The sequence below is a fragment of the Massilia mucilaginosa genome (assembly GCF_011682145.1).
Lineage (GTDB): Bacteria > Pseudomonadota > Gammaproteobacteria > Burkholderiales > Burkholderiaceae_D > Telluria_A > Telluria_A mucilaginosa.
This window is the reverse complement of record NZ_WHJH01000010.1, coordinates 13,122-38,935: the sequence shown is the minus strand read 5'-3', so window position 1 is coordinate 38,935 and position 25,814 is coordinate 13,122. Positions and strand designations below refer to the sequence as shown.

General features: G+C 65.3%; 18 protein-coding genes and 1 pseudogene. All 19 read right to left on the bottom strand.

Translation table 11 applies throughout. From position 1 onward, the window contains the following. Nucleotides 1-12: 12 nt before the first annotated feature. The 19 genes and pseudogenes from F2P45_RS11290 to tssJ all read right to left on the bottom strand — a co-directional run bounded on the left by F2P45_RS11290 (nucleotide 13) and on the right by tssJ (nucleotide 25,695). Nucleotides 13-2,670: a DUF2169 family type VI secretion system accessory protein gene (locus tag F2P45_RS11290; protein WP_166874359.1), complete on the bottom strand. Its 2,658-nt coding sequence runs from the start codon at nucleotides 2,668-2,670 to the stop codon at nucleotides 13-15. A 223-nt stretch (nucleotides 2,671-2,893) separates the two neighbouring features. Then, a complete protein-coding gene (locus F2P45_RS11285; protein WP_166874356.1) occupies nucleotides 2,894-3,655 on the bottom strand; it encodes a PP2C family protein-serine/threonine phosphatase in 762 nt (253 codons plus the stop codon). Continuing rightward, complete coding sequence (gene tagH, locus F2P45_RS11280) at nucleotides 3,649-5,124, bottom strand: type VI secretion system-associated FHA domain protein TagH (protein WP_166874353.1); 1,476 nt, start codon at nucleotides 5,122-5,124, stop codon at nucleotides 3,649-3,651. Before tagH ends, F2P45_RS11285 begins: the two co-directional genes overlap by 7 nt. Nucleotides 5,125-5,136: 12 nt before the next feature. Further along, on the bottom strand, nucleotides 5,137-5,601 hold the full coding sequence (locus F2P45_RS11275) for a TssQ family T6SS-associated lipoprotein (protein ID WP_166874350.1): 465 nt from the start codon (nucleotides 5,599-5,601) through the stop codon (nucleotides 5,137-5,139). A 76-nt stretch (nucleotides 5,602-5,677) separates the two neighbouring features. Beyond that, nucleotides 5,678-8,368, bottom strand: a complete 2,691-nt coding sequence (gene tssH / locus F2P45_RS11270; RefSeq protein ID WP_166874347.1) for a type VI secretion system ATPase TssH — start codon at nucleotides 8,366-8,368, stop codon at nucleotides 5,678-5,680. Next, nucleotides 8,361-9,437, bottom strand: a complete 1,077-nt coding sequence (gene tssG, locus F2P45_RS11265) for a type VI secretion system baseplate subunit TssG (RefSeq protein WP_166874344.1) — start codon at nucleotides 9,435-9,437, stop codon at nucleotides 8,361-8,363. Before tssG ends, tssH begins: the two co-directional genes overlap by 8 nt. Beyond that, a complete protein-coding gene (gene tssF / locus F2P45_RS11260; RefSeq protein ID WP_166874341.1) occupies nucleotides 9,434-11,302 on the bottom strand; it encodes a type VI secretion system baseplate subunit TssF in 1,869 nt (622 codons plus the stop codon). Before tssF ends, tssG begins: the two co-directional genes overlap by 4 nt. Next, complete coding sequence (gene tssE / locus F2P45_RS11255) at nucleotides 11,302-11,868, bottom strand: type VI secretion system baseplate subunit TssE (protein ID WP_166874338.1); 567 nt, start codon at nucleotides 11,866-11,868, stop codon at nucleotides 11,302-11,304. Before tssE ends, tssF begins: the two co-directional genes overlap by 1 nt. Then, nucleotides 11,861-12,703: a type VI secretion system accessory protein TagJ gene (locus F2P45_RS11250; protein WP_166874335.1), complete on the bottom strand. Its 843-nt coding sequence runs from the start codon at nucleotides 12,701-12,703 to the stop codon at nucleotides 11,861-11,863. The genes tssE and F2P45_RS11250 overlap by 8 nt, the downstream gene beginning before the upstream one ends. A 53-nt stretch (nucleotides 12,704-12,756) precedes the next feature. Beyond that, nucleotides 12,757-13,233, bottom strand: a complete 477-nt coding sequence (locus F2P45_RS11245; protein ID WP_166874333.1) for an Hcp family type VI secretion system effector — start codon at nucleotides 13,231-13,233, stop codon at nucleotides 12,757-12,759. 45 nt (nucleotides 13,234-13,278) lie between these two features. Then, a complete protein-coding gene (tssC, locus tag F2P45_RS11240) occupies nucleotides 13,279-14,799 on the bottom strand; it encodes a type VI secretion system contractile sheath large subunit (RefSeq protein WP_166874331.1) in 1,521 nt (506 codons plus the stop codon). Next, the gene (gene tssB / locus F2P45_RS11235) at nucleotides 14,792-15,343 is read right to left on the bottom strand and encodes a type VI secretion system contractile sheath small subunit (RefSeq protein ID WP_166874328.1); all 552 of its coding nucleotides are present in this window, start codon (nucleotides 15,341-15,343) and stop codon (nucleotides 14,792-14,794) included. The genes tssC and tssB overlap by 8 nt, the downstream gene beginning before the upstream one ends. Nucleotides 15,344-15,414: 71 nt before the next feature. Continuing rightward, entirely contained in the window at nucleotides 15,415-16,470 is a 1,056-nt protein-coding gene (gene tssA, locus F2P45_RS11230) for a type VI secretion system protein TssA (protein ID WP_166874325.1), read from the bottom strand. 779 nt (nucleotides 16,471-17,249) lie between these two features. Next, a pseudogene (locus F2P45_RS37455) lies at nucleotides 17,250-18,125 on the bottom strand (serine/threonine-protein kinase); the annotation flags it as partial. Next, nucleotides 18,122-18,826, bottom strand: coding sequence for a type VI secretion system-associated protein TagF (tagF, locus tag F2P45_RS11220; RefSeq protein ID WP_166874320.1), 705 nt, complete (start codon nucleotides 18,824-18,826; stop codon nucleotides 18,122-18,124). The gene tagF and the pseudogene F2P45_RS37455, both read right to left, overlap by 4 nt. After that, nucleotides 18,826-22,458, bottom strand: a complete 3,633-nt coding sequence (tssM, locus tag F2P45_RS11215; RefSeq protein WP_166874317.1) for a type VI secretion system membrane subunit TssM — start codon at nucleotides 22,456-22,458, stop codon at nucleotides 18,826-18,828. Before tssM ends, tagF begins: the two co-directional genes overlap by 1 nt. Beyond that, a complete protein-coding gene (locus tag F2P45_RS11210) occupies nucleotides 22,455-23,795 on the bottom strand; it encodes a DotU family type VI secretion system protein (RefSeq protein WP_166874314.1) in 1,341 nt (446 codons plus the stop codon). The genes tssM and F2P45_RS11210 overlap by 4 nt, the downstream gene beginning before the upstream one ends. Continuing rightward, nucleotides 23,792-25,180: a type VI secretion system baseplate subunit TssK gene (gene tssK / locus F2P45_RS11205; protein WP_166874311.1), complete on the bottom strand. Its 1,389-nt coding sequence runs from the start codon at nucleotides 25,178-25,180 to the stop codon at nucleotides 23,792-23,794. The genes F2P45_RS11210 and tssK overlap by 4 nt, the downstream gene beginning before the upstream one ends. Continuing rightward, the gene (gene tssJ / locus F2P45_RS11200) at nucleotides 25,177-25,695 is read right to left on the bottom strand and encodes a type VI secretion system lipoprotein TssJ (RefSeq protein WP_166874308.1); all 519 of its coding nucleotides are present in this window, start codon (nucleotides 25,693-25,695) and stop codon (nucleotides 25,177-25,179) included. Before tssJ ends, tssK begins: the two co-directional genes overlap by 4 nt. Between the last annotated feature and the right edge of the window lie 119 nt (nucleotides 25,696-25,814).

Genomic DNA, 25,814 nt, shown 5'->3' with positions numbered 1-25,814 from the left:
CATTCCTTGGTCTCAATCGGCCAGGGCGCTGTCAGGCACCAGCCGGGGCAGGAATTTGGTCTGCTCCAGGTAGGCCTGGTCGAACAGGGTCCCGCCGTCGCCCAGCGTTTGCGCCAGGTCGGCGCGAAACAGGTTGGCGCCGCGCAGGTCGCACGAGCGCAAGTCGGCCTTCACCAGGCTTGCGCCAATCAGATTGGCGCCGCGCAGGTCGCTGGCGAGCATGACGGCGCGGGTGAAAAAACTGCCGCCGGCGTTCATGCGCTGCAAGTTGGCGCCGCTCAGATTGGCTTCAGAAAAGTCCGTGATCGCCGCTGTCGCACCGCTGAAATTTGCGCGCTGCATGCTGATTTCACGGAAATTGCATTGTGAGAGCTGGGCATCCGTGAAGTCGGCCTCATCGAGTGACGTTTTATCGGTGACCGCGCAGGTGCGCAGGACGCTGCCGCGAAAACTCAGCCGTGCCGCGTCGGTCGTGACCCATGCGCTGTCTTGCAAGGTGGCCTTGTCGAAGCACAGATCTTCTTGCCGGCCTTCGATAAAGGCGCATTTCTCGAAATGTGCATCCCGGAAACTGCATTCGCGCATGCCAACTTTGTAGAACGTCACCGAGAAAAAGCGCGTACCGTCAAAACTTGCCGACGCAATCTGCAGGTCGGTCAGCATGACTTCACCGATCTGCGCGTGCGCGAAGTCGGCGTGATCGAGCTTGGTTTCTTCCCAAGCGCACTTGTTCAGTACGGCGTGCGCGAAGGAGGCGTGGCGGGCGTCGGCTTGCGCCAGGCTGGCGCCATCGCACCTGGCGTTCGCAAAGCTGGCGCCGGCAAGCGAGGTGCGCGCCAGGATCGCTTCGGCAAAGTTGCAAGCGTCCAGTTTGGCGCCGCGCAAGTCGGCGCTTTCCAGCATGGCGCCGCTAAAATTTGCACCGCGCAAATCCATGCCCGACAGATCCGCCCCGGTCAGGTCCAGGCCGGCAAAGTCCCGCGTGCTGGCGTAGATCGCCGCCACCTGCTCGCGCATGCGCCGGGCCGCATCCCCGGCCAGCACGGCGGCTGGCGCGAAACCGGTCACGCCATGCAGGTACATTTTGTGCATTTTGGCTTTCAGCTCGGCGGCCGGCATGAGCTCGGGAGCAGGCGTTTCGGGAAATGTTTTTCCCAAGGCTGCCATGTGGACGTGGCTCGCCTTGACCTCGGCGAAGCTGTGGGTGGGCGCCGCCGGCGCTCGCGTGGCACCGGCATTGCTGTCGAGCAGAGGCGCCAGCTGGTCGAGCATGGCAAGCTGGTTCTGATGGTCGGGCGGGAGATTGGCCGCCATTTCCCGGCGCGTCGTGGCCAGCGTTGCCCGGGCTTGATCCAGGTCGGCGGCGTGCTGCCGATCCACCTTTTCCATAAATTGCGGCAAATCTTCCAGGCGGCGCGGCAGCTCGGGAGCGGCGTTCATCGGCGGAAGGATGTCGTCCGGGACCAGCCCTTCCTCACGCGCCGTTTGCGCAGCCTTGTCGCGCTGGTTTTGCATGTTCTGCCGAAGATTGCGTTCCAGCGGGCCTGGCGCCTTGTCGAACATGGTGTCTTCGCCAGGGAACAGGGGGCCGAGCGCCACGCCGTCAGGCAGCAGGTCGCCATCGCGAAAGGCGTAGTTGCTGCCAGTCTTCGGGTCGCACCTTTGTTCCAGCACCCTCAGGAAGTGGGCATGATCGCGTTTTGCATGGCGATGCTCCAGCGCGGGCATCAGTTGCACAACGTCGTGGGCATCGTCCTGGTCGATCTCGACCACGCCGTGATATATCAGCACGCTTTCCAGCCGGTGCGGGAAGAACCACGCCGTGGTCAGCCGCAGGTCGATGTCGGCGGTAATCTGCTTGCCAGGCTGCCGTTTGACCACGAGGCAACGGCCAAGCCAGTCGGGAATGGTTCCGCTCAGCACCGGGTGCTCCGGGTGCATATTGCGCAAGGTGTAGGGCGCGCCGGCAAGCTCAAAGCTGGCGGGGAAGTGCTGATCGTCGGGTGCGGCGTTCCATGCGCGCCAGTCCATGTCCCTGGCAAGGCCGGGGAAGTCATTGTCGAACCAGGCCTGGTCGTGCACGCCCATGCGCGCCTGGCGCTGCGGCCAGGCGAGGTCGACCGGTCCCATGCCGGCCGGCGCCGACGGCGGCCTGCCCGGCGACTGGTACAGTTCGCCGGCCAGCTCGATGTTGGGCAGCCGGACCACCTGTCGATCGCCAATATGGTCGGCATCAATGCCGCGGCCAAGCGGATTGCCGGCATAGGCCGCGCCGCCGAAGGCATGCGTCCAGTCCAGCGGCATGGCGTCGAATGGCGCCGGCGCACTGGCGCCACCGGCGATCCAATAGCGGTCGCCAAAAACAGTCAGGCGTTTTTCAATATGACCAACCTGGGCGGAGACGGCGCAACGGGTTTTATCTTGCTGATGATGGGTATAGCCAAAACCGGATACCAGAAACTCCGGATATTGCTTTGGCAAGCCCAGGTCGAGCACGCTGGTTTCCCCCAGCTCGCTGGCCAGCATCGGCCACAAGCCTTGTTCATTCAATAGCTGGGGATTGGGTCCAAGCGTGGCATGCGCGTATGCCGTCACGCATAGATAATGTTTCTTCTGCCAGGTAAAGGGCCGGGGTAATACGCCCAGGCGCATCGGTTTGATGATTTTCATATGCTGCTTGTTTATCCGGTGGCGCTGGAACTCAAATCGATATGGATCGCGCGGTATTCTATACATCGATTCCGACAATAGGATATTGCAATTTTCTTAATTGGCGGACTATGCTAACGTTATTGAAGCGGTCCGGTCAATAATGTTTCCCAAGGTTTTGACTATATTCATTTGGTCATCGACAGGTAATATATCTATCGTAGGGATTGCAATCGGGTGCTTATCAAGCGGCAGGCGCGCGGGTGACCAAATGCGGATCGCCGACCCATACGCCCAGCGCCGAGTAGTTGTCTTGCGTGCCCTCGCCATCGCTGCGCTGACGCACTCGCTCCGCCAGCAGGGCGATCCAATCGGCCACATTGCCCGCTATTTGCAGGCAGTGCTGCATCGCCGCGTCATCGAGCCCGTTCCAGAAGCCGTCGGTGCACAGCAGATAGGCATCGCCGTCTTCAAGCGTGCAGGCCACGCCAGGCTCGATGGTGTCGGTATCGGCCTGGCCCAGCGCGTGGCTGAGCAAATGCGCTTTGTCCGGACTACAGGACAAGCCAGCCCGTTGCAGTTGCGCGGCCAGGCTGTGGTCTTGCGTGCGTCGCAGCAAATGCCCGCGCCGGAACAGGTACAGGCGGCTGTCCCCGACATGAATCCACTGCGCCATCCGTTCGCGCCGGTCGATAAACAGCGCCACCATGGTCGCCGCCATGTGCGCCCGCTCGGGGTTGCGCCTTTGTTCCGCGACGATGGCGGCGTCGGCGGCATCCACGCTGCCGTGCGTCATCGCTTGCAGTCCGTACGCTGGCTTGTCATCGAGCTGCTGCAAGGCCCAGTGCACCGCCAACTTCGATGCGATGGCGCCGCCGGCGCGGCCACCGACGCCGTCGCTGATCGCAAAGCAGGCGTCGTTTTCACGTACCCGGGAACCGAGGGCGTCTTCATTGCTGGCGCGCCCGCCCCGATGCGAGCATTGCGCCGTGGTCAAGGTCAGCATGCCTGTTGCATCCTCTGTGCGCGGTAGAGTTCGACCTCGGCGTCGTAGGCGGACAGGAATACCTGCCCGAACACGGTATGGAAGTCTTCCTCCACGGCGGTTACCGCCGCCTGGTGCAGCGCGCGATAACGGACCCACGCGCGCCCGTCGCGCCCCTTCGGCATCAGGCGGTCGTACCAGACATCGGCCCCCATCTGCTTGTCCACCACTTCCGGACTGAAATTGCGCAACAGCTGATTGAGTGCGGCGCGCATGCCCGCCAGCATGCCCATCTGGTGGGCCTGCAAGTCATGGAAGGTGTCGTCGACGGCGCGCTCGGACGTCATGAAGCCGGGGAACGGTGGCCCGAACATTTGTTTGAGGACGGTCTTGGCGTCCGGCAGCAGCTTGAGCGGATTGTTTTCCTTGTCGAGCATCATGGTCAGTTCTGCCTTGACTTCACGCTTGATGATCGTGCGGCTGGTCAGCAGGTTCATCGAGCCTCCGACCAGTTTGCTCAACAGGCGACCGGCCTGATGAAAGTGCGCGTCGGTCAGGGTGCCTTCATTCGGGGTGAAGCCGGCACCATCCAGAAATGCCGCGACCATGCTTGCGGCGTCCGGTGTGGGCGGCGCAGGTTCGCAGGATGGGGGCCGCGCCGCCGTCCGGACGGGCGGCGCAATATCGGCAGCGAACTGCACTGGCGCGGGATCCGCTTGCGCGCCGCCGGCAATCGCCCGGCCGAACAAGGAGCTGGTGTCGAACGGGGCGCACGCCGCCTGTTCTTGTTGCGCCAGTTCCAGCAGCGCAGTGCTGGTGTCGGGCAGGGCGCTGGCACTGTCGGCGAACAGGTTGCTGTGCGATTGCGCGCCAGGGTTGGCAAAGAAATCGAGCGGATCGACCGACGGATTGCTCAGCGTCGCAAGCGCGTCGTCCGGCAACAGCATTTCCGGCGCCGCCGCCTGCGCGACCGCCAGCGGCGCTGGCACCGGCGCAGCAGCGGCAAACAGCCGGGCGCTCGGTGCCGGCGCAAAGTCGGACACAAGGTTATCCCAGAACGCATCGTCGGGAGCCGCCGTCGCCGCTGGTGCTGGCGCTGGCGCTACACTCGCGGGTGCCGTGGCGATGGCGTCTTCCACCTCGGCCACAGGCGGCGGGCTGTCGGCGGCATCGGCCGCCTGCTGCGCGCCAACCTGCAGCAGATACAAACCAATCCGCACCTGGTCGCCATCCTGGAGGCGCCAGAACTGGTCGCCCGTCAATGCCGCATCGTTCACTTCCACCGGGCAGACCGTACTCAGATTGGCCAGGTAAGTACCGCTGTCATCGATGCGCACCGATGCCTGCAAGCGCGAAATCTGCCGGGTGTCGTCGGCCAGCACCAGATGGTTGTCGGCGCCACGCCCAATGGTTGCGCCAGGCGGGGAGAAGTCCTTGCCGACCGGCGGGCGTACCGGCTGTCCGGCGTGTTCGAGGATGGTCAATCGCATGCGTGTTCCCGATTATGACTTGGCTGGAGCTGCGGCCCTTTTGCGGGCGGCATCGAACGCCGGCCCCCAGGTCGGATGCGAACGCTCGGCTTCGGGCAGCTGGAAGGCCGGATCGAGCTGCATCACGCGCTGGGCTTGCGCGTAGCACAGCGCGGTCTTCTTGGTGAGGCAGTAGCTGAACGCCAGCAGCTTGTGCGCCTGGACCTGCGTCGCGGTGCTTGCGAAATCGATGGCCTTGCTGCTGGTCAGGCTGCCGATGACTGCCTTGAAGTCACCGGCCGCGAATTGCTTGTCGGCTTCCGCAATGGCAGCTTGCGCGCGCTGCTCCATGGAATTCAATATGACTGCGGCGGACCTGGCCGTTGGCTCGGGAGCGGCAACCGGCGCAGGGGGCGTATCGGCACAGGCGCTCAGCCAGAGCGGGGCGCCGAGCGCCAGCACCGACGCACCAGTTTTGACAACAGCGGTTCTGAACATGGATACAGGAGGGCAAACGTTTACAAGTCGGTTCATCAAAAAATCTTTCGTCATATTTGTCATGGGTGAGGCAATCTCAGTTCGGCAGTGCCGACAGTTCGACGTCCAGGTCGTCGGACCGTACGGCCGGAATGGCCAGCGCAGCGTGCGCATGCGCGAAGCGATACGTGAACTCGCCGCCCTCCGCGCCAATGGTCACGCCGGTCAGTTTTTCGGGTGCCGACAGGCGCAGCAGGATCTCGCGGCTGATGTGCGGCAGCACCGTCTGCGTCAATACCGCGTCGACCATGCGCCCGCCGGATTCGAGCTGGGTGCAGCGTTGGCCGAGCAGGGCCACGGCGGCGTCTTCATAGGTGAACGCAATCTGGTGGTTGGCCAGCAGGCGGCTGCGGATGCGATCGAATTGCAGCGCGACGATCCGCGCGAGCATGCTGTCCGACAGCGGGAAGTACGGCACCACCGACAGCCGGCCGAGCAAGGCGGCCGGGAACACTTTGAGCAGCGGCTCGCGCAGCGCGCCGGCCAGCGCATCGACCTCCGGCATCAGGTCCGGGTCCTGGCACAGGCGCATCAAGAGATCGCTGCCGACGTTCGAGGTCAGGATGATGACAGTGTTCTTGAAGTCGATGTAGCGGCCTTCGCCGTCTTCCATCCAGCCCTTGTCGAACACCTGGAAGAAGATTTCATGCACGTCCGGGTGGGCCTTTTCGATTTCATCGAGCAGGACCACGCTGTACGGACGGCGGCGCACCGCCTCGGTCAGCACACCGCCTTCGCCGTAACCGACATAGCCGGGCGGCGCGCCTTTCAAGGTGCTGACGGTATGGGCTTCCTGGAATTCGCTCATATTGATGGTGATCAGATTCTGCTCGCCGCCGTACAGGGTTTCGGCCAGGGCCAGCGCGGTTTCGGTCTTGCCGACGCCGGAAGGACCGGCCAGCAGGAACACGCCGACCGGCTTGTTCGGATCGTCCAGGCGTGCGCGCGCGGTCTGCACGCGGCGCGCAATCGCTTCCAGCGCATGCTGCTGGCCGATCACGCGCTGGCCCAGGGTATTGGCCAGTTCCAGCACCGCTTCGACGGCGTCGCCGACCATCCGTCCGACCGGAATGCCGGTCCAGTCGGCAACCACCGCGGCCACGGCATGGGCGTCGACCGCGGTGTGGATCAGCGCCTGTTCTTCCTGGTGCAATTCAAGCTGTACCAGTACCGCTTGCAATTCGGTCAGGCGGGCGGCACGCGCGCCGGGTGCGGCCGCCTGCAAGGCGTCGCGCAGGGTGAAAATTTGTTCCGCCATCAGTTTTTCGGCGTGCCAGCGCGCGCTGATGGTGTCGAACTCGTGCCGCTCGGCGGCGATGCGCCGGGCCAGCGGTTCAAGGCGACTGGCGTCGCCCGCACCGAGATTGCACTCATGTGTCACGATGTCCTGCTCGACCAGCATGGCGTCGATGCGGCGCTGGCAGTCTTCCAGCATGGGCGGGCAGCTGTGCTGGCTCACCGCCACGCGGGCGCAGGCGGTGTCGAGCAGGCTGACGGCCTTGTTCGGCAGCTGGCGCGCCGGAATGTAGCGGTGCGACAGCGCCACCGACGCCACGATGGCATCGTCGAGCAGCAGCACGCGGTGGTGGGTGGCCAGCTTGTCGGCCAGGCCGCGCATCATGGTGACGGCGCGCGCCTCGTCCGGTTCGGCGATCTGCACGACCTGGAAACGGCGGGTCAGGGCGGCGTCCTTCTCAATATACTTTTTGTATTCGGCCCAGGTGGTGGCGCCAATGGTGCGCAGCTCGCCGCGCGCCAGCATGGGTTTCAAGAGATTGGCGGCGTCGCCGGTGCCGGCCGCGCCGCCAGCGCCGATCAGGGTGTGAATCTCGTCGATGAACAGGATGACCGGACGGGCGCTGGCCTGCACCTCGGTGATCAATTCGCGCAGGCGCTTCTCGAATTCGCCTTTGACGCTGGCGCCGGCTTGCAGCAGGCCGATGTCGAGCAGCAGCAGGTCGACGTCGCGCAGCGGCGGCGGCACGTCGCCGTTGGCGATGCGCTGTGCGAGGCCTTCCACCACGGCGGTTTTGCCGACCCCGGCTTCGCCGGCGAGCAGCGGATTGTTCTGGCGGCGACGCAGCAGCACGTCGACCATCTGCCGGATTTCTTCATCGCGCCCGGTGACAGGGTCGATTTCACCGGCACGGGCGCGTGCGGTCAGGTCGACCGTGTAGAGCGCGAGGGCCTTGCCGCTTGCGGCCGCAGGCACGCCGTCAAGCGGAAGGGCTGCGGCGCCGGCGAGCGCCTGTTCCGGCGAGCCGGCCAGGATCTGGTCCATGCTGCCGGACAGGACGTCCGGCAAGACCCGCTCGAACTGGCGCGAGACACCGACCAGCACATGGCGCAGGCTGCTGGTCTTCAGCAAACCGAGCAGCAAATGCGCGCCGCGAATCTTCTCGGCGTTGAACGTCAGGCTACCGTACACCCACGCGCGTTCGACAGCGTCGTCGATATGGCCGGACAGGTCGCTCACCGCGCCCGCGCCGCGCGGCAAGCGGTCCAGCGCCGCCAGCAAGTCGCGCGTCAGCTGGTCCTGGTCCAGATTGAAGTGGCTGGCGACGTGCTGCAGATCGCCGTCGGGCGCCTGCCATAGCTGATGGATCCAGTGCACCAGCTCGACGTACGGATTGCCGCGCAGGCGACAGAACGCAGTGGCGCTTTCGAGTGCTGCGTACAGATTGGGATTGAGCTTGCCGAACAGGGCCAGGCGGCTGATTTCAGACATGAAGTGTTCCTCGTTGAAGGTGAGAGTCGGCGCGCGGCGCGCTACGTTTCCTGGCGGCGCGTTCCGTGTAATCGAGAATCAGGTGAGTGCTCCCTGCGCGCGGGGTGTCGGCAGGCCGTCTGCCCAGCCACGTCGACAGGCCGAGCGGCTGCATCCGGCTCAGCGCCGTCATGGGCTTGTGCTCGTCGGCCAGCACCAGCTGGACATCCCAGCTCAGGTCCATGCCGACAAATTCGTGGACCCATTCGACCAGCGCGGCGACACGCTCGCCGCCCGGCAAAAAGCGCTGGTAGTCGTCCAGTGTCAGCGGCCCCAGTACCAGCCGAAAGCGCGACTGGGCGTCGCGCACGGCCATGCCGAGGGTGCTGCCCCGGCCAAGTCCCGTGCCCGCGTTGCCAAGCGCAAGGCGGTCGGCGGCGGCCAGACTGACCCAGTGCGTCACATGCTCGATGACCTTGACCGGGATCTCGAAATAGCTGTGCAAGATGGCGCGCAAGCCTTCCGGATTGCGGCTTTGCCGGCCCAGATGGCCAGCCTGGCAGTAGCGCGCATGCAGACCGATGGCGCCAGGGCGCTTTTGTGCCGGCAGTCCCATGCCCAGCAGGCTGGCCAGATGGGCATCGAAACGCGCCTCGCCCGGGCGATCGAGCGTGGCGGTCACCTGGCTATCGGCCCAGGCCCGGTAAAACAGGGTGATCAGGCGATGATGAAACAGGTCGGCAAAAGCGACCAGGGTCGGATCGGACGCCATGCGCTCGCGTTCGCGCGCGTATTCGGTCAGATGCAGCGGCAGCGGCCCGTTCGGTCCAAACACACCGAAGCCGTAGATGCTCAGTTGCGGCGCGCGGCCTTCCAGCTCGCGCAGGTCGGCCACCGAGGCGGGCGCAAAGGCGAGCGAGGCCTTTTGCGCCAGGCGCAGCGGTTCCTGGTCCGGATGGCCGGTCCGCCCCAGCTGCTGCGCGGCACCGGCGCGCGCGTCGATCCAGCGCAGCAGCGCGAACAGATCGTGCTCGTACGGCGCTTCGCGCAGCTGCCGCCAGCGCGCCTGATTGCTCCAGGTCGCGTTCATAACAGCGGCCTGTTGCCCAGGCGCGCCGGCCAGCTGGCGATCCGGCCCCGGCTACCGCTATGGAGCTCCAGCTCGGCGAACAGATTGACCGACACGTAGCGCGCGAAGAACTGTTCCAGCACCGCGCCGAACAGATACGGACTGTCGCCGGAGAAGGCTTGCTCGTCGACGGTCACGGCGATCTTCACGCCGCGCCCATGCACCGGCGGGCCAGGCTGGGGCAGGCGGCGAAACACCGGCTGGTGCACGACCGAACGCACGCCTTCGACCTGGCGCTGCAATCCGGCCTGGCTGTCGTCCAGATACAGGCCAAGCAATTCACGCAGGATCGCCGCGCCTTGCTCGCCATCCTGCTCGAACAGGCCCTGGTGATTCAGGCCGAGGTGGCTGATCAGCTGCCATGCCAGCTTGCCGTCGGCCAGCGGCGCCTGGGGACGCGACGGCGCGCGCACGGTCGTGATGGCACCGACCGGGGCCGAGACGTTGAGCGTGAAGTCGCTGTCGCCGCCGGTACTGAGCAGCAAGGCCAGGTCGCGGTTGGTGCACAGCGTATCGACCGATAGCTGGCGCAAGGTGTCGGCAAACGGCGCTTCGTGCTGGTCGACCAGTGAAATGTACACATCGCTGCCGTTGTAGGAGGTGCGCGCGCCTTGCTGGCGGGCGCGCTGCGACAGCAGGCGCGCTTCGCGCCGCAGGCAGTAGTAGGCGCCATGGTCGCGCGCATCGCGTGCGAACGAGGCATGAAACGGGCGGAACTGGCGGTCGTCGCCGCTGCCGTGGCCGAGCATGGACGTCACGCTATGGACTTCGAAGTCGAGTGCCTTGCTGCGGTCGACCAGCAGATGGTATTCATTGACCTTGGGCGTGACCAGGACCCGGTCCGCGCGTTTCGGGAACAGGTTCACCACCGGCGTGCAGTGCATCGCCAGGTCGCCCGTGCCGACCAGGCGCTCGAGCGTTGCATCGTCCTGGTCGAGCAGGATGACGATGTCGAACTGCGTGCCGGTGACGCCGCGCAAGGCGCGCTGCAAGCCGGCGATACTGAAAAACAGCAGGCGGGCCGGGTAGGCGAAATACTCCTGCAAGATCCGGTAGCCCTGGAAGTGGCGTTCGTCGACCGGCAGCAGGGCCTGCGCCATGTCGAAGCCTTCATGGCGCACGGCGCTGGCGTCGAGCACCTCGCCCCATGGCCGGCTGGCCCCATTGCCGCTGTCGGTTTGCCGGCACAGCACGGCGATGCTGTGACCCGCCACCAGTTCCAGCAGGCGCAAGGCGCGCTGCTCGGGACCGGCCACATGGAAGGTCAGCTTGTCGAGCGGCGTCGCTTCGCAGCGCTGACCGCAGCCAAACTGCAGGTTGATGCGCAGCGCGGCCTTGGCCCGGTTGCGCAGGCGCGCCGGCAGATCGCCCGGTGCGGGGCCGAAACGCACCTGGTCCAGGGTCAGCGGCCACAGTGTGACGGCGTGGCCGGTGCGAAACTCGCAGGCGGTCTGTTCGCCGCGCGCCAGAGCGGCGCGCAGCGAGGTCCGGGCCGGCAAGGTGAAGCCCGACGCCAGGCTGCCCACGGTCAGGTCCGGCTGCAGCTGCACCACCGCCATGGACGGCGTCGGCGCCAGATAGCCGGGGTAGATCGACGTCAGCAGCTGCTCGGTAAAGCGGGGAAACTGCGCATCCATTTTCAGCTGCACGCGCGCCGTCAGGAAGCTGAAGCCTTCCAGCAAGCGCTCGACGTAGGGGTCGGCCACGTCAATGCCGTGCATGCCCAGGCGGCCAGCGACCTTGGGAAACTGTTCGGCGAATTCGGCGCCCATCTCGCGCAGGTAGCCAAGTTCGCGGTTGTAGTAGTCCAGCAGCCGTGCATCCATCAGTCGGCCACCAGGTTGTGCAGTCTGGTGTGGCCGGTTTCGATGTCCACGTCGGAGCGCACGAGAAACTCCACCGGATACGGTTGCGACCATAACTGGGCACGGATTTCGAACGCCAGTTCGTTGTGCAGCGTCAGACTGTCCGGGGCGGACACGCAACGCACCTGGAGCGTGTCCGGCAGCAGGCGCGGCTCGAACCTGAGAATCGCGCGGCGCAGGCTGCCGGCCAGTTCCTGGGTATCGAGCTCCGACAAATGCTTGCCCGACAGCGGAAGGATGCCGTAATTGAGGACCGAGCGCTCCACCTGCGGGTAAGCCTCGAGATCGACGTCGGCCGCCATGGCGGTGCAATTGAGCAGCCAGACCAGGTCGCGCATGACGGCGCTGCGCAGGGCCGCACTGGAGGTGCCGGGCGGCTCCATTTCGATGGCTTGCAGCCGGTCGTGGTCGGTCAGGCGTTCCAGCAGGGCCGGACGCAGACGGTCGCGCGCACCCAGGCGCAGGCGCTCGGCGTCGTCATGGCGCCCGTGCAGGGGACGCGGGACGTGGTTGCCTGACCTAGTCATTGCCCGCCTGCGCATCGTCAAGTTCGAAAACAATCTCGGCGATATCGAGCAGGGCGTATTCGCCCTGGTCGGTCACCAGCATGCGTTGGCCGATGCCCAGATACTGGTCGGCCCCCGCCAGCGGCTGCCATTCGGTATACGCGGCGGTCAGGATTTTTTGGTCAGTCACGGTGGCGGGCAAGGGGTAGCGCACCGGCAAAGCCCCGTGGATGGTCTTGCCGGTCACGAGATCGATGGCGCCATGCGACCAGACCAGCGCGCAGCGGCTGGTCGGCGGCACCAGGCGAATGCGCCGCACCTGGGCCAGTGGCAGCCACAGATAGCGATCGGCTGCGAACAGTTCGAGCACCGGGCCGAAGCGGCTGTCGCCATCGGCCAGCCAGTCGAACGGGACAGGTGTGTCGGCGCCGTGCAGGCGCAGGTGTCCGCCGCGCGCCGGCAGGTCGGCCATGGCGGCGGCGCGCAAGAGCCCGGCCTGCGCATGGCTACCGCCTTCGTCGAGTTGCAGGGCGTCGGCCAGGCGCTCAACTGCCGCCGACACCGCCGCATGGGCTTCCTGGACCTCGGGCCGCCGGGCACCGGCGAACACCTGCGCGCGCAGCAGTTCGCACGCCAGCGGCCGCAGGTAGGTCCCCGCCAGCGAATGGGCGTTGGGATTGAGTTCCAGGGTCATTCTCAGCGCGGCCTGCGCACGCGGCCAGTCACCGCGCAATGCCAGCACCTGGAACAGCCGCGCGCGCAGGTCCGCGTCTTCCGGTGTGCGCCGGATCAGCTCCTTGAGCTGCGCATGTTCTTCATCCAGGCTTGCTACTTCAGCGACCGCATGTTGATTCATGTTCCACCTTTGAGAAAGGGTTCATCGGGCCGTGGCGCGATGAACCCCGCACATTACATTTCGACGTTGTCGCTGATGTTCCAGCCCATTGGGCTCGATGCGCCGTTGCCTTGCTTGTCGGTGTAAGCCTGACGCACTTTGGCAGCCTGGAAGCCATAGTTCATGACCAGACGCTCAAGCGTGTCTTGCGGATCGACGCCGACGATTTGCGCCGATGTGACCAGCACATCTTCCAGGGTGACGACGCAAAACTCTTTCTTCGTGCCCGTCGATTTGCAGACGTGGACAACCACGCTGCCGAGATGCATGCCGCTTGCGCAGTGCTTGATCAAGGCCGGGGTGGCCTTGTCCATGTAGGCGACCACTTGCAGGTCGTTGAAGCTGGCGCGGCCCGCGCCGCCACCGACGACCATGCCGCCTGGCTGGCTGGCGCCCCACGAGAACGATTTGATGTCGCTCCAATCCTTGTGCTTGTCATCGGTTGCTTCGCCGGTGACGCCAGTTACTTTCATAAACATCATTGCTGCCATGTAAAACTCCTAAATTAAGAAAAGACTTGCAGGGTTGGTGCTTGCTTAGCCATCCACTTTCTTCAGCGAAGGCAATTTCGATACCAGGCGCAGGGAGACGGTCAGGCCTTCCAGCTGGTAATGGGGACGCAGGAAAAACTTGGCGGCGTAGTAACCCGGGTTATCGGCCAGCTCTTCGACCTGGACTTCGGCGGCGGCCAGGGGTTTGCGCGACTTGGTCTCCTGCGACGAGTTGGCCGGATCGCCATCGACGTAGTGCATGATCCAGCTGTTGAGCCAACTGGTCATTTCATCGCGGTCCTTGAACGAGCCGATCTTGTCGCGTACGATGCATTTCAGGTAGTGCGCGAAACGGCAGCAGGCGAACAGGTACGGCAGGCGGGCCGACAGGCGCGCGTTGGCCGAGGCGTCGGCGTCGAAGTACTCGGCCGGCTGCTGCAGCGACTGGGCGCCGATGAACGCGGCAAAGTCCGAGTTCTTGCGGTGCACCAGCGGCATGAAGCCGTTCTTGGCCAGTTCCGCTTCGCGGCGGTCGCTGATGGCGATTTCTGTCGGGCACTTCATGTCCATGCCGCCGTCGTCGGTCGGGAAGGTGTGGCACGGCAGGTTGTCGACCGCGCCGCCCGATTCGACCCCGCGAATCGAGGTGCACCAGCCGAATTCCTTGAACGAGCGATTGATGTTCACGCCCATGGCGTAGGCCGAATTGGCCCAGGTGTAACGCTCGTGCGATGCGCTGTCGGTGTCTTCTTCAAAACTGAATTCATCGACCGGATTGGTGCGCGCGCCGTAGGGCAGGCGGCCGAGGAAGCGCGGCATGGTCAGGCCGATGTAGCGCGCGTCTTCCGATTCGCGCAGGCTGCGCCAGGCGGCGTATTCGGTGTTCTGGAAAATCTTGGTCAGGTCGCGCGGGTTGGCCAGTTCCTGCCACGATTCCATCTGCAGCACGGTCGGGGCGGCGGCGGAAATGAAGGGGCAGTGCGCGGCCGCCGAGATGCGCGCCAGTTCCGCCAGCGTTTCAACGTCCTGCGGGCTGTGGTCGAAGTAGAAGTCGCCGATCATGCTGCCGAAAGGCTCGCCGCCGAACTGGCCGTATTCTTCTTCGTAGACCTTTTTGAAAAGCGGGCTCTGGTCCCAGGCCACGCCCTTGAAGCGTTTCAGGTTGCGCGCCAGTTCCTTTTTCGAAATCGGCAACACGCGGATCTTCAGCAGTTCGTCGGTTTCGGTGTTGCTGACCAGGTGATGCAGGCCGAGCCATGCGCCTTCGAGCTGCTGGAAGTCGGCGTGGTGCAAGATCTGGTTGATCTGTTCCGACAGCTTCAGGTCGATCTCGGCGATGATGGCCTGGATCGAGCTGTAGGCGTCCGACGACATCGTCACCGTGTGCGCCAGCGCTTGCTGGGCCAGGGTGCGCACGGCGTTCTGCACCGCGTGGTTGGCTTGCTCGCTCTTTGGCTTGAATTCCTTTTGCAGCAGCAGGGCAAAGTCGCTGTCGGCGCTGGCGTTGTCGCTGATACCGTGGGCGGGCAGGGTGCCCGCTTCCAGCAGGGCGGAAAAATCATTCATGCGCGTCTCCCTGCGCGGCCGCTGGGCCGCTGGCGGTGTCGTTGGCCGGCCGGGCGGCCAGGCTGCCGAGCAGTGCCGGATTCTTGAGCACCTTGTTAATCAATTCCTCGGCGCCGCTCTTGCCGTCCATGTAGGAGAGCAGGTTGGACAGCTGGGTGCGGGCGTCGAGCAGCTGCGCCAGGGAATCCACATTGCGCGCCACATTGGCCGGCGAGAAGTCGTCCATGCTGTTGAAGGTCAGGTCGACTTGCAGCACGCCTTCGCCGGTCAGCGTGTTGGGGACCTGGAAAGCGGTGCGCGGTTGCAGCGACTTCATGCGTTCATCGAAATTGTCGATGTCGATTTCCAGGAATTTGCGCTCGGCCAGGTCCGGCAGTGGATTGAGCTGCTTGCCGGCCAGGTCGGCCATGACGCCCATGACGAACGGCAGTTGCACCTTGCGTTCAGCGCCATACACTTCGACGTCGTATTCGATTTGCACGCGCGGTGCACGGTTACGTGCGATAAATTTCTGGCCGCTGCTTGCGGGCCGTCGGTTAGCCATGGAAAACACTCCTTGTGAAAGCTGTCAATTGGTCGAAAACGGTGTGGACGTCAAAAGGGAAGGCTGCGCTGTCATGTCTGCGTGCCCATCAGCAGGTCGATCTGGCTGACGCTGTCCGGCGCGAGGTCGCGCATGATCTCGTAGAAACTCATCTGCATCAGCCGTTGCGCGCGCCGCAGCAACAGCGGCGCCGGGTGGCTCGGTTCGTGCTTTTCCAGATAGAAGCAGATTTTTTCGAGCATCAGGCGCACGTCGTCGCGGCTGCCGAGCTCCTGCGTACGCCAGTCGCTTGCGCGCGCGCCCGGCGCCGGTGGCGCGCCAGGCTGGCCAGCTGCCTGCTCAGGCGCGCTCTCGACGGGAGCGTGGCTGCCACCGCTGCCGCTGACCTCGGCGAGGCGTTGCAGCAGTTTGGCGACGGGCTGGTGTTCCGGCAGCCATTCCGGTCCCAGGTGCTCCCGCAGCAGTGCGACGATCGTCTCGAGCGCCCATTGCGCTTCGCCCACGGCCAGCAGGGCGGGATGATTGTCGTTGCGGGCGCGCGTCAGTTCCATGCGCAGGCGCTCCGGTCCACCGGGGTAGTTCACATGCTCCGGGGCGCTGTGATTGAATACCGCTTCCATCTCGCGCAGAGGGAGGGCGCCGGGGCCGAGCAGCGGCACGGCGCGCAAGTCGCGCAGCACGCTCTGCGGCTCGAACAGCGGCGCCAGCGCATTGGTGCGCGGGAATGGGTCGATGTCCTCGTCATCCTCGCCGTCGTCCTTCAGGCGCGGGTAGACATCGGTCCAGTAGCGGCTGAGCAGCTCCGCCACCAGGCGCAGCCCTTGGGCGTAGCCCTGCATGCCTTGCAGGTTGGTCCAGGCTTGCGCCAGCAGGCAGGCGATGCGCAGGTCCTTGCTTTGCAAGATCAGCTGCTCGCCCTGGCGCGCGACCTCGCGCCAGTCCGGCGCTTCGGCCGCGATGATGGTGTCGCCGTATTGCTGCTCGGCGCGCGGCTGCGCGGCCTGCATCAGCGCCAGGAAGGGGGCGGCATATTCCAGGTTGGGGCCGCAAGGCGGCGCGTCGGCGGCTGGCGCGAGCAAGGTGCCGAGCAGGGCCGACTCGGCGCAGGGAGCGTCAGGCAGGTTCATGGCTGGCCCGATTTGAAAGCGTGGACCACATCGGGCGCGGCGGCATCGGCTGTCACCTGCAGGCGCAGGCGGTGCGGCGTCAGCGATCCGTTGCGCACTTCGATCTGGTAGTCGCCGGGCATCAGCTGGAGCGACTTCATGGGCGGGCTGACGCCGCGTTTTTTGCCGTTCACATAGACCTCGCCCCATGGGCTGATACGCAGCGCGACCTGTATCGGCTTGCGCACCGGCTCGGCGGCAGGTTTGGCCGCGGGCGCGGGCTCGGCATCGGCCAGCGCCGGTGCAGGGGGCTCGGGCTCGCTGCTCTGCGCCGGCAGCGGCGCGGGTACCGTCACCTCGCCGCTGTCGACCACTGGCGCAGGCGCTTCGGGCTTGGGCGGGGCAGGCACGGGCGCTGTTTCGGCAATCGGTGGCGGCGCCTGCGGCGGCGTTGCGGCGTTCATGGTCGTTGTCGATTCGGGCGGCTGCGCGCTGTTCACCTGCCACAGCACGGCCCCCAGGGCCAGCGCCGATGCGCCGGCGCCGAGCACCCACCAGCGTTTCGACGAGCCTGGCGCAGCGCTCGCGCCGGACGGCGCTTGCGGCGCGACCGAGGCCGACATGACAAGTGCGTCGCGCGGCGTGCCTTGCTGGGGCGCCGGGCTGGCTGGAAGCGCGGCTTCGTGTGCCGCTGGCGCCGCCACGCCCGCCAACGGGGCCGCCTGATCGGCAGCGCTGTAGTGGCCCGGCGTCGCCGACGCCAGGCCCAGCAGGGTCGCGAAAGCGCCGACCGATTGCGGCCGCTCTTCGATGCGCTGGCGCAGGGCAGCATCGGCGGCGCGCAGCAGGGTGGCGCTGTAGCGCTGGGTGCTGCCTTCGAGCGGCTGGTAGTTGTCCGAAATGCTGCGCACCACCGCCGCCGGCGGCAGCTGGCCCGACACCAGGATGTGAATCACCGCGCCGAGCGCATAAATGTCGGTCCACGGCCCCTGGGGAAAGGCCGGATCGTCGGTGTATTGCTCAATCGGCGAATAGCCGGGTTTGAGCATGATGCTCGAATCGTCGACCAGGTCGCCGATAAGCTTGCGGGCCGAGCCGAAATCGAGCAGGACCGGGGTGCCGTCCGGCTGCATCAGGATGTTGTCGAGGGCGATATCACGGTGGAAGCACTGGGCGCGGTGCAAGGTTTCGAGCGCGCCCAGCAGGGCCGCCAGCATGCGCATGATCTCCGCTTCGCCGAGGGCGCGCCCGCCCGCCAGGCGCTGCTTGAGCGTCAGGCCTTCGTAGCAGGGCGTGGCCATGTAGGCGGTGCCGTGGTCTTCCCAGAAGCGCAGCACCTTGATCAGGCCCGGATGGTCGAATTTGGCCAGCAAACGCGCTTCATTGATAAAGCCCGCCTGGCCGGTCTTGAAGGTGGCGGCGAAGCGCTCGCCGCGCAGCGCGATGGAGAGGTCGCCCTGGCGCAGCGCCAGCATGGCCGGCATGTATTCCTTGATCGCCACCACCCGTTCGAGCGCATGGTCGAACGCGCGGTACACGATGCCGAAGCCGCCGGCGCCGAGCACGCCGGTGATTTCGAATTCTTCCATGCGGTGGCCGTTGGGCAGCGGGCGCGTGGAGGCGTCCGCCGCCGCCGCTGGATCGATCAGGACGCTGGCGTTGGAGAAATCGGTCATACGGATCCTTGTTGGGGACCAAACAGGCGGGCGAACAGGGCATTGTTCAGCTGTCCGGTGTGGGTGCAGGTCTGCAGGGGCGAGCCGTCGCCCTGGTTGGTCCACCAGAAGCTGGTGGCACTGGCGGCGTCGAAATACAGCGCCAGGTCGGGGCTGGACCTGGCGTGGCGACGGGTGCCGGCCTGCGCCTGGCGCCAGAACGCGTCCTGGTCCACGATGGTGCGCGTGCTCATCGGCGCGGTGTTGACGCGCGCCAGGGCGCTGCCGAGGCGGTCGATGGCGTGGCCGTGGCGGATCGCCTCCAGCAGCGCCTGGCCGAGCGCGCCGTAGAATTCGTCGCAGCCCTCCAGCATGCCGTTATGGAAGGCGTTGACCGGCACCGGCCACAGCGCCGCGACCGGGTAGTAGCGGCCAACGCGGTCGCAACTGGGCGCCAGAACGCCGAGCTGGACGGAGTCGTGGCCGAGTCCCGCCGGCAGCAGGAAATTCCACAGCGGCGCCACGGCGTAGTGCGTGGACAGCATGTTCGGGCCGGCCTGCTGCAAGGCCGCCAGGCCGTTTTGCAGCCAGTGCTCCCAGCCGCCCAGCAGCGCGTAGGGCAGTTGCTGGCGGACGAAGTCGCCGGCCGACGGGATCTTGCCGAACCAGCCGACCGGCGCGCTTGCGGTGCTCGGAACGAGCGTCTTGAACGGGCCGTTCATCAAATCCCTCCCGGGCAGGAAAAGCTGGCCAGCTGGGCCAGGCGGAACGGGTTTTGCGCACTGCTGGCGGTCACTTCGAACACGGTCTTGGCGCCGCCGACGTCGAAGGTCGCCAGCATCTTTTCCGCGTCGCGCTGCGGCGCCAGGCTGGCGCGGTCGAACATGCGGTGCAGCGCCCACGCGCCTTCGGTCATCAGGGAAGCACTGCTGCCGTTGCTGCCGGTAAGCTGCACGCGCACCTGGTTGCGCCCTGCCGGGCCGGGCCATTGAATCGGCGTCGACACTTGCGGGCCGTGGGCGTAGCGCACTGCCTGGCCGTCGACGTCGATGACAAACTGGGCGATGGAGGCGTCCATCTGCACCGGCTTGATATCGAGCCGGATGGTGGGCGTACGGGCGCCGCCGGCGAAAAACACATCGCGAATGACGACAGCCTGCTCGAAGGAATTGAGGTAGCCGGCACGGGCCTTCTGTTCGCCCTTGAAGCGCCATGGCCGCACCGCCGTGTCGACCTGGTTTGCCAGGTTCTTCTGGAAAAACTCGTCCATCAGGGCGCCGGGCGCGAAGATCTGGGCAAAGTCGCCAAGCGCCATGTCGCGCGAGGAGGCGCGCACGAAGGGGTAGCGGCCAGCCACGCTTTGCTGGCAGTAGTGGCCCACGTTGGCGGCGACATTCTTGCCAAGCTGCTGTTGCAGCACCTGGGTCACGTTGTTGCCGGACGAATTGGCCAGTTCGCCCAGCATGCCGCGAAACGGGGTCGGCAGGCGGCCGGCTTCGGCCAGGATTTTGCTGACCACCTGGTTCGGTGGCGGCGTGGCGCCGTCGCGCAGGGCGGTTTCGGTGGCGATCAACTGGGCGTACAGCTCGCCGAGGGTCTCGACAATGCCGTCGATCGGGGCCTTGCCGCCTTTGTCGCGTGCCGTCGTGAATTCGCGCAGCGCGGCGAAGCGCGTATCGACCAGCATTTCCACGCGTTCGGTAGCGGCCGCCTCGCGCTTTCCGTTGGCCAGGTCGTTTTGGCCGAAGATCTGGCTCAGGGACGAGCGCGTGCTGTCGAGTTTGTCGCGGGCCTTGTCGACGATGGTGGCGCCGTTGATCTCGTCCTTGCGCACCAGGGTGGTTTCCCTGGCGGCCGCGTTCATGAAGCGCACCAGCGGCGAATCGCTTGACGACAGGATGCGCGCGACCTGGATGTTCTGGGCCAGGGTGCCGCCGGTCTTCAGGCGCAGGTCGCCCAGATAGTCTTCCCATACGCGAATGTAGTCGGTCAGGTACAGGCGCCGTACCTCGGCGCTCCAGGCGGCCAGGTTGTCGACACTTGCGGCCTGCGCTGGCGCGCTTTTTGGCTGGGCCAGGACCCATTTCTCTTCTTCCGCCAGTTTGGCGATGCGCGCATCGAGGCCGGGAGCGAACAGTTCCCAGTAGCCGCGATAGCTGTACAAGCCGGGCACGCCCTGATTCAGGCTGGCCCCACTTGCGCGCCGGAACACCAGCGGGGCCTGGGGACCGACCACGGTGCCGACATTGAAGGTCGGCAGTTGATTGTTACCTTGCAGCATGCGCCGCATGGTGCCGTAGGCGCGCTGGGCCAGGGTATGCGTCAGCAGCCGTTCACGCGTTTGCGCCACCAGCGGCTCGTCGATTGCAAACGGCGAGGCCACGATCCGTTGCGCCAGCAAGCGCTTCAGATGGGCGCGCAGGTCCTCGCGCTGGACGTTCGACAGGGCGCTGCCCAATTGACGTTCCAGGTCCAGCGACAACCACGCTTGCAGGAAATCGGCGTCGTAATGGGCCGGGTCGAACAGCATCAGGTAGGCCTTGAGGGCGTTGTAGCTCAGTTCCACGTCGTTGGCCGGGGCCTGGCGCAGGCTGTCTTCCAGGCGGCGCGCCAGCTGCGGCAGGAACATGTCGTCCAGCGCCCGTTCGTAAGCGCGGGTGGATGCCGCTTGCAGCTTGCCGCCCTGATACAGGCCCAGCTGGTAAGCGAACGCTGGCTTGTCCACGTCGAGCACCGTGCTGACCGGCACGGCGTGCAAGGCGTCGAGCATCGGCATGACGCTGGTGATCGGTTCGCGGTCGCTCAGTTTGACTGCGCCGAGGCGTTTTTCGAGCGCTGGCAGGCGCGCTGCGACGTCGTCGACGTAAGCCTGGTTGGCGCGGTAGCTGTTGATCCATGCCAGCGAGAGCGCGACGGCCAGCACGGCGGTGGCGGCGTAGCCGGCGGTGCGCAGCCAGGTTTGCTTCTTCTGCCAGCGTTCATTGATGCCAGCCAGGCCGGCTTCCTTGAAAATGATGTCTTGCAACAGGCTGCGCAGGAAGAAGCTGCGGCCCGGTTCGCCGATCTGCGGCGAGCGCTGGCCGGTATTGATCTGCAAGAAGTTCTTGATGCCGCCGAGGACCCGGTCGAACACGGTGCCTTCCTGGGTGCCGCTGGTAAAGTACACGCCGCGCAGCAAGGCGTTCGATTCGAATTTCGACGAGACGAAGACGTGCGCCAGGAACTGGCTCAGGATGCTTTCCAGGCCGGCAAATTCCTGCGGCAGCAGGTAGGCCAGTTCGCGCTGGCGCGGGTCGTGTTCGGCCAGCAGCTGCTCGGGCAGGCTGGCGTACAGGCGTTCCAGCAGGTGCTTGTACTGGGCCGAAAAAGCGCCCGGCAAGTCGAAACTGCTGTCGCGCACGGCGTCCAGCTTGAAGGTCAGGCCCCATACCTGGCTGCGCTGTTCCTTGCTCAGTTGGGCAAAATACTCGGTAAAACCGGCCAGCAGATCGACCTTGGTGATCAGGACGTAGACCGGGAATTGAATGCCGAGCTGATCGCGCAGTTCGTGCAGGCGCTTGCGCAAGGTGAGCGCATGCAGTGCGCGTTCCTGCTCGCTGCTGCCGAGCAGGTCGGCGATGCTGATGGTCAGAATGGCGCCGTTGAGCGGCTGGCGCGGCCGGAATTTTTTGAGGAGATCGACAAAACCCTGCCATTCTCCCTGGTCATGGTCACGATTTTCTTGCACGGTGTAGCGGCCGGCCGTGTCGATCAGCACCGCTTCATTGGTGAACCACCAGTCGCAGTTGCGGGTGCCGCCGATGCCGCGAATGGCCGCCTTGCCGAATTGTTCAGCCAGCGGGAATTCCAGGCCGGCATTGACCAGCGCCGTGGTCTTGCCCGAGCCGGGCGCGCCGATGAAGACGTACCACGGCAGCTGATACAGATACTGGCCCGAGAAGCGTTGCAGGAAAGCCAGCTTGCCTTGATTGGCGTCGGTGGCGAACCTGGCCGTCTTCAGTTTCTCGGAGGCGTCCTGGAAGCGCTGGCCGAGTTCGTCCAGGTGCGGGTTGGCGGGGCTCGGCGCGGCATTCGGGCGTGCGGCGGGCGTGCGGATTTGCGTCAGCAGCTGGGAGTTCAGGCGGGCCGCGCGCCAGTTGCGGTACAGCGCGCGCAGCAGCCAGAAGGCAAACACCAGTCCGATCACGCACCAGCGCGCCAGTTCGCTCTCCAGCGGGCGCATCTGGCCGATGGCGATGATCGGCCCCAGCACCCAGATCATGCAGCACAGGGAAACCATGCCAAGGAATATCCACAGATGGCGACCGAAGACGACACCGGCAAATCTGGCGAACAGGTTCATAACAAGATTCATGGCGCGGACTCGGTGGCTGGTGCCGCCGGCGGCACCATCAGGGTAATTTCGACGCGCCGGTTGCGCGCCCGGTTGGCTGGGCTGTCGTTCGGCACGGCCGGCTCGGCCGCGCCGCGGCCCTCGGCGCGCAGGCGGCCCTGTTGATCGAGCAGCGCTTGCAGCAAGGTCTTGACGCTGTCGGCGCGCGCCACCGACAGCTCCCAGTTGGAGGCAAAGCGCAATCCGCGGGTGGGCACGTCGTCCGTGTAGCCGACCACCAGCACGGCGCCAGGGACGGCATTGAGCGCCTTGCCGATGCGCTGCAACAAGGATGCGTGCGCCGGGCTGCTGCTGACCGTGGCGGCGCCCGACTCGAACAGGCTGTCGCCGCGGATGATGATCGTGCTGCGGTCGCTCAGGTCCAGCACGCTGACAAGTTTTTCGGCGATTTCGGTTTCCAGGAACTGGGCAAGGCGGCGCGCCTGCGGTGCCGGGGTCGGCCTGGCGGCGCTGGCCACCACGCGCGGCACGCGCAGTTGGTCGATCGCGGCATAGACCTCGTCGGAGCGCGACGACAGCGACCACTGCAGACCGACGAACAAACCGAGACAGGCCAGCGCCGCCACGCTGGCGACTGCCCACAGCGGCACGCTGCGCTGCGCACGGGCGGCGACAACCGGATCGTGCCAATGCGGCGACAGCGCGCTGGCATGCTCGCCGCGCTGGGTGCGGATCAGTTGCAGCAGGCGCTGCTTGAGCAATTCGAGCTGCGAGCGGCCCTGGTCGAGCACGCGGTAGCGTCCTTCGAAGCCCAACATCAGGCAGAAATATTGAAGTTCAAGCAGGTCGACGTGCTGGGCCGGATAGGGCGCCAGGCGCGACAGCAACTGGAAGAACTTTTCGCCGCCCCAGGTTTCGTTATGAAAGGTCACCAGCAGGCTGTTGGCCGACCAGACGCCACCGCCGCCCCAGGGCGTCAAGGTGGCGGCTTCATCGAGCGTGGTGCAGAGGCAGTAGCGTGCGCCGAGAATGGTTTCGTTGGCAATGCCCGCTTCCCGGGCGCGGGTTTCGAACTGGCGCAGTTCGGCCAGCAACTGCTCGCGCAGCATGGCCGGATCGGCGTGATGCACGGTCGTGCGAATCTGTGGAATGAGGTTGAGCAGCGGGTTGGCCAGCGCCACCAGCGGGTTGCTGCCGCTGTAAATGCGTTGGCCGGGAGGCGGCGCGGCGGGAGCCGCTCCGGCGCCTTGCATGTTGTTTGCGGCGGACGCGCCGCCAGGATTGGGCGCGACAAAATGGTCGCCGCGCCGGCCCAGCTGGCCGAGTGGATCGAAACCGAAGGTGTTGGTGGTGTTCATTGACGGATGGCCCAGAATTCCATGGAAAGACCGGGGAACTGACCGGCCACGTGCAGCGCCAGGCCGCCGGACTGTTCCAGCTGCTTCCAGAACTCGCCGGTCTTGTCGAGTTCAAAGTAGGTGAAGCCGGCGTGGTAGGGCAGATGGCGCGGCGCCACTGGCAACAGGCGCACGCCGATACCGGGAAGCTGCAGCAGCACCAGGTCGCGGATGCGCTCGACCGCGCCCATTTTCAGTTGCGCCGGGAAGCGCGTGCGCAGCAGGTCGGACGGCATATCGGCATTGACCGCCAGGACAAACCCGGCGTCCTGGATCAATTCCAGCGAAGGGATCTGCGCCACGCGAATGCCATTGCCGCGCTCTTGCAGCGGGATGGCGATGGCGTGCTGCTCGAGGACGGTGGAGAGCGCGCGGCGCAGTTCCACCATCAGCGGCGTAAACGTGGCCCGCAGATCGTCGTGCAGGTACGGCGGATAGACCGTCGGGCGGCGCTTGTCGGACGTATAGGTGGCCAGGTCGCACGCCAGTTTCAGCATGTCTTTATAGAGCATCTCGGGATGCAGACGACTGCTTTGACCGGCATGCCAGGTGACGCCGGTGTAGCGGTTGATCACTTCAAGCAGCAGGAAATCGGCGAATTCGGCCACGCCGCTGCTGCCCGGCTGCGACAGGCGCTCGGCCAGGGCGTCACCGCGCTGTTGTAGCAGACCGTGCAGTTGCGAGACAAACTTTTCCAGCACCGGATGGGAAGTGGCAGCGAGCATCGGCGGGATGTAGCTGTCATCGAGCAGCACCTGGCCATCGTTGCGCCGTTCGTTCACGCGCACCACGCCGACCGACTGCCAGTCCGCATTGAGCGCGGACGCGGGCATCAGGCGCAGGTTCAAGCGGCCGAATTGCAGCACGGCCGGGCCGTATGCATCGCTGTTGGCGTCTTCGATCTCGAACTCGCCGATGTCGTGGCGGGTCCAGCCGGTGTTGCCGGCGGCATCCTGGGGCGGGGCCTCGTCGGACCAGGAAAAATCGGGCCGGTTGGCACGCCACAAGGGCAAGGCCAGCACGATGTCCTGGTCCTTGAGCTGGGCCGGCACGTCCAGCATGGCAGGTGCGTTGTCCGCTTCAAAGGCAAATGGCGTTCCATCAGGCATGACCCCGGCGCCGCTGCCGATGGCCAGCTTTCCCAGTGCCAGCGCATCCCGGTCCAGCACCAGGCGCGACCATCCCCAGTGAAAACCCTGCATTGGCAGCACGCGCGCCAGCACGAAGTTTTCGAAATAGCGCTCCATCTGCTGGAAGTGGTGCGGGCGCAAAAACATGCCTTCGGTCCAGACAATGCGCTGATGCATGCTGCTGGCGATATTCGGATTGGGTGAATAGGGTTTCATTTGGCTTTTTGAATCAAGGCAATACCGCCCTTGTTAATACCGACCTGCAAAAGAAACTGATCGGGCAAGGTTTGCCAGAACTTGAAGGCATTCAGTTGTTTCGGATCGGGCAAGGTAATTGTTTCGCGCCACTTATTCTTTTCCAATAAGCGGTATTCAGCGACGATGCCGATCGCGGTAACCTCGGGATTGCCCGGTTTTTTGATCGAGCGACTTTCGCCGGGCGCCAGCACGAGCTGTTCGATTTCCACCAGATCCTTGCCCAGCACCGTGTCGGCCTGGCTTTGCAGCGCAAAGAAATCGGCCGACTGGAAGCTGGTCGGCGAGCGCAGCGCATATACCTTGACCAGCACCGGGGAGGGGCGCTGGCGGCTGTCGCCATTCACGTCGCGGGCCGCCTGGAATTCGATGCGATAGGGCGACGCCCTGGTCGTGGCACTCGACGCGCACGCACTGAGCACGACGGCGGCGGTAACGGTAATCAGTGCGCTAATGAAGCTGGATATTGATTGCAATGGTGGCCTCTGGGCGAATGCGCTATTTCACGGACGGGCGTAAATGTTATTTCATCATCGAGCATTAAAATACGGCCTACAGTCGCGCAGCCGGTATTGAACGGGAATGATTGTAATGT

Bases quoted from the DNA above. Each gene is read 5' to 3' on its own strand.
- tagF (WP_166874320.1), bottom strand. From the start codon at position 18,826: ATGAACGGCCCGTTCAAGACGCTCGTTCCGAGCACCGCAAGCGCGCCG.
- tssC (WP_166874331.1), bottom strand. From the start codon at position 14,799: ATGAATGATTTTTCCGCCCTGCTGGAAGCGGGCACCCTGCCCGCCCAC.
- tagH (WP_166874353.1), bottom strand. From the start codon at position 5,124: ATGCGATTGACCATCCTCGAACACGCCGGACAGCCGGTACGCCCGCCG.
- F2P45_RS11290 (WP_166874359.1), bottom strand. From the start codon at position 2,670: ATGAAAATCATCAAACCGATGCGCCTGGGCGTATTACCCCGGCCCTTT.
- F2P45_RS11245 (WP_166874333.1), bottom strand. From the start codon at position 13,233: ATGGCAGCAATGATGTTTATGAAAGTAACTGGCGTCACCGGCGAAGCA.
- F2P45_RS11285 (WP_166874356.1), bottom strand. From the start codon at position 3,655: ATGCTGACCTTGACCACGGCGCAATGCTCGCATCGGGGCGGGCGCGCC.
- tssH (WP_166874347.1), bottom strand. From the start codon at position 8,368: ATGTCTGAAATCAGCCGCCTGGCCCTGTTCGGCAAGCTCAATCCCAAT.
- tssF (WP_166874341.1), bottom strand. From the start codon at position 11,302: ATGGATGCACGGCTGCTGGACTACTACAACCGCGAACTTGGCTACCTG.
- F2P45_RS11250 (WP_166874335.1), bottom strand. From the start codon at position 12,703: ATGAATCAACATGCGGTCGCTGAAGTAGCAAGCCTGGATGAAGAACAT.
- tssA (WP_166874325.1), bottom strand. From the start codon at position 16,470: ATGAACCTGCCTGACGCTCCCTGCGCCGAGTCGGCCCTGCTCGGCACC.
- tssM (WP_166874317.1), bottom strand. From the start codon at position 22,458: ATGAATCTTGTTATGAACCTGTTCGCCAGATTTGCCGGTGTCGTCTTC.
- tssG (WP_166874344.1), bottom strand. From the start codon at position 9,437: ATGAACGCGACCTGGAGCAATCAGGCGCGCTGGCGGCAGCTGCGCGAA.
- tssK (WP_166874311.1), bottom strand. From the start codon at position 25,180: ATGAAACCCTATTCACCCAATCCGAATATCGCCAGCAGCATGCATCAG.
- tssB (WP_166874328.1), bottom strand. From the start codon at position 15,343: ATGGCTAACCGACGGCCCGCAAGCAGCGGCCAGAAATTTATCGCACGT.
- tssE (WP_166874338.1), bottom strand. From the start codon at position 11,868: ATGACTAGGTCAGGCAACCACGTCCCGCGTCCCCTGCACGGGCGCCAT.
- F2P45_RS11275 (WP_166874350.1), bottom strand. From the start codon at position 5,601: ATGTTCAGAACCGCTGTTGTCAAAACTGGTGCGTCGGTGCTGGCGCTC.
- F2P45_RS11210 (WP_166874314.1), bottom strand. From the start codon at position 23,795: ATGAACACCACCAACACCTTCGGTTTCGATCCACTCGGCCAGCTGGGC.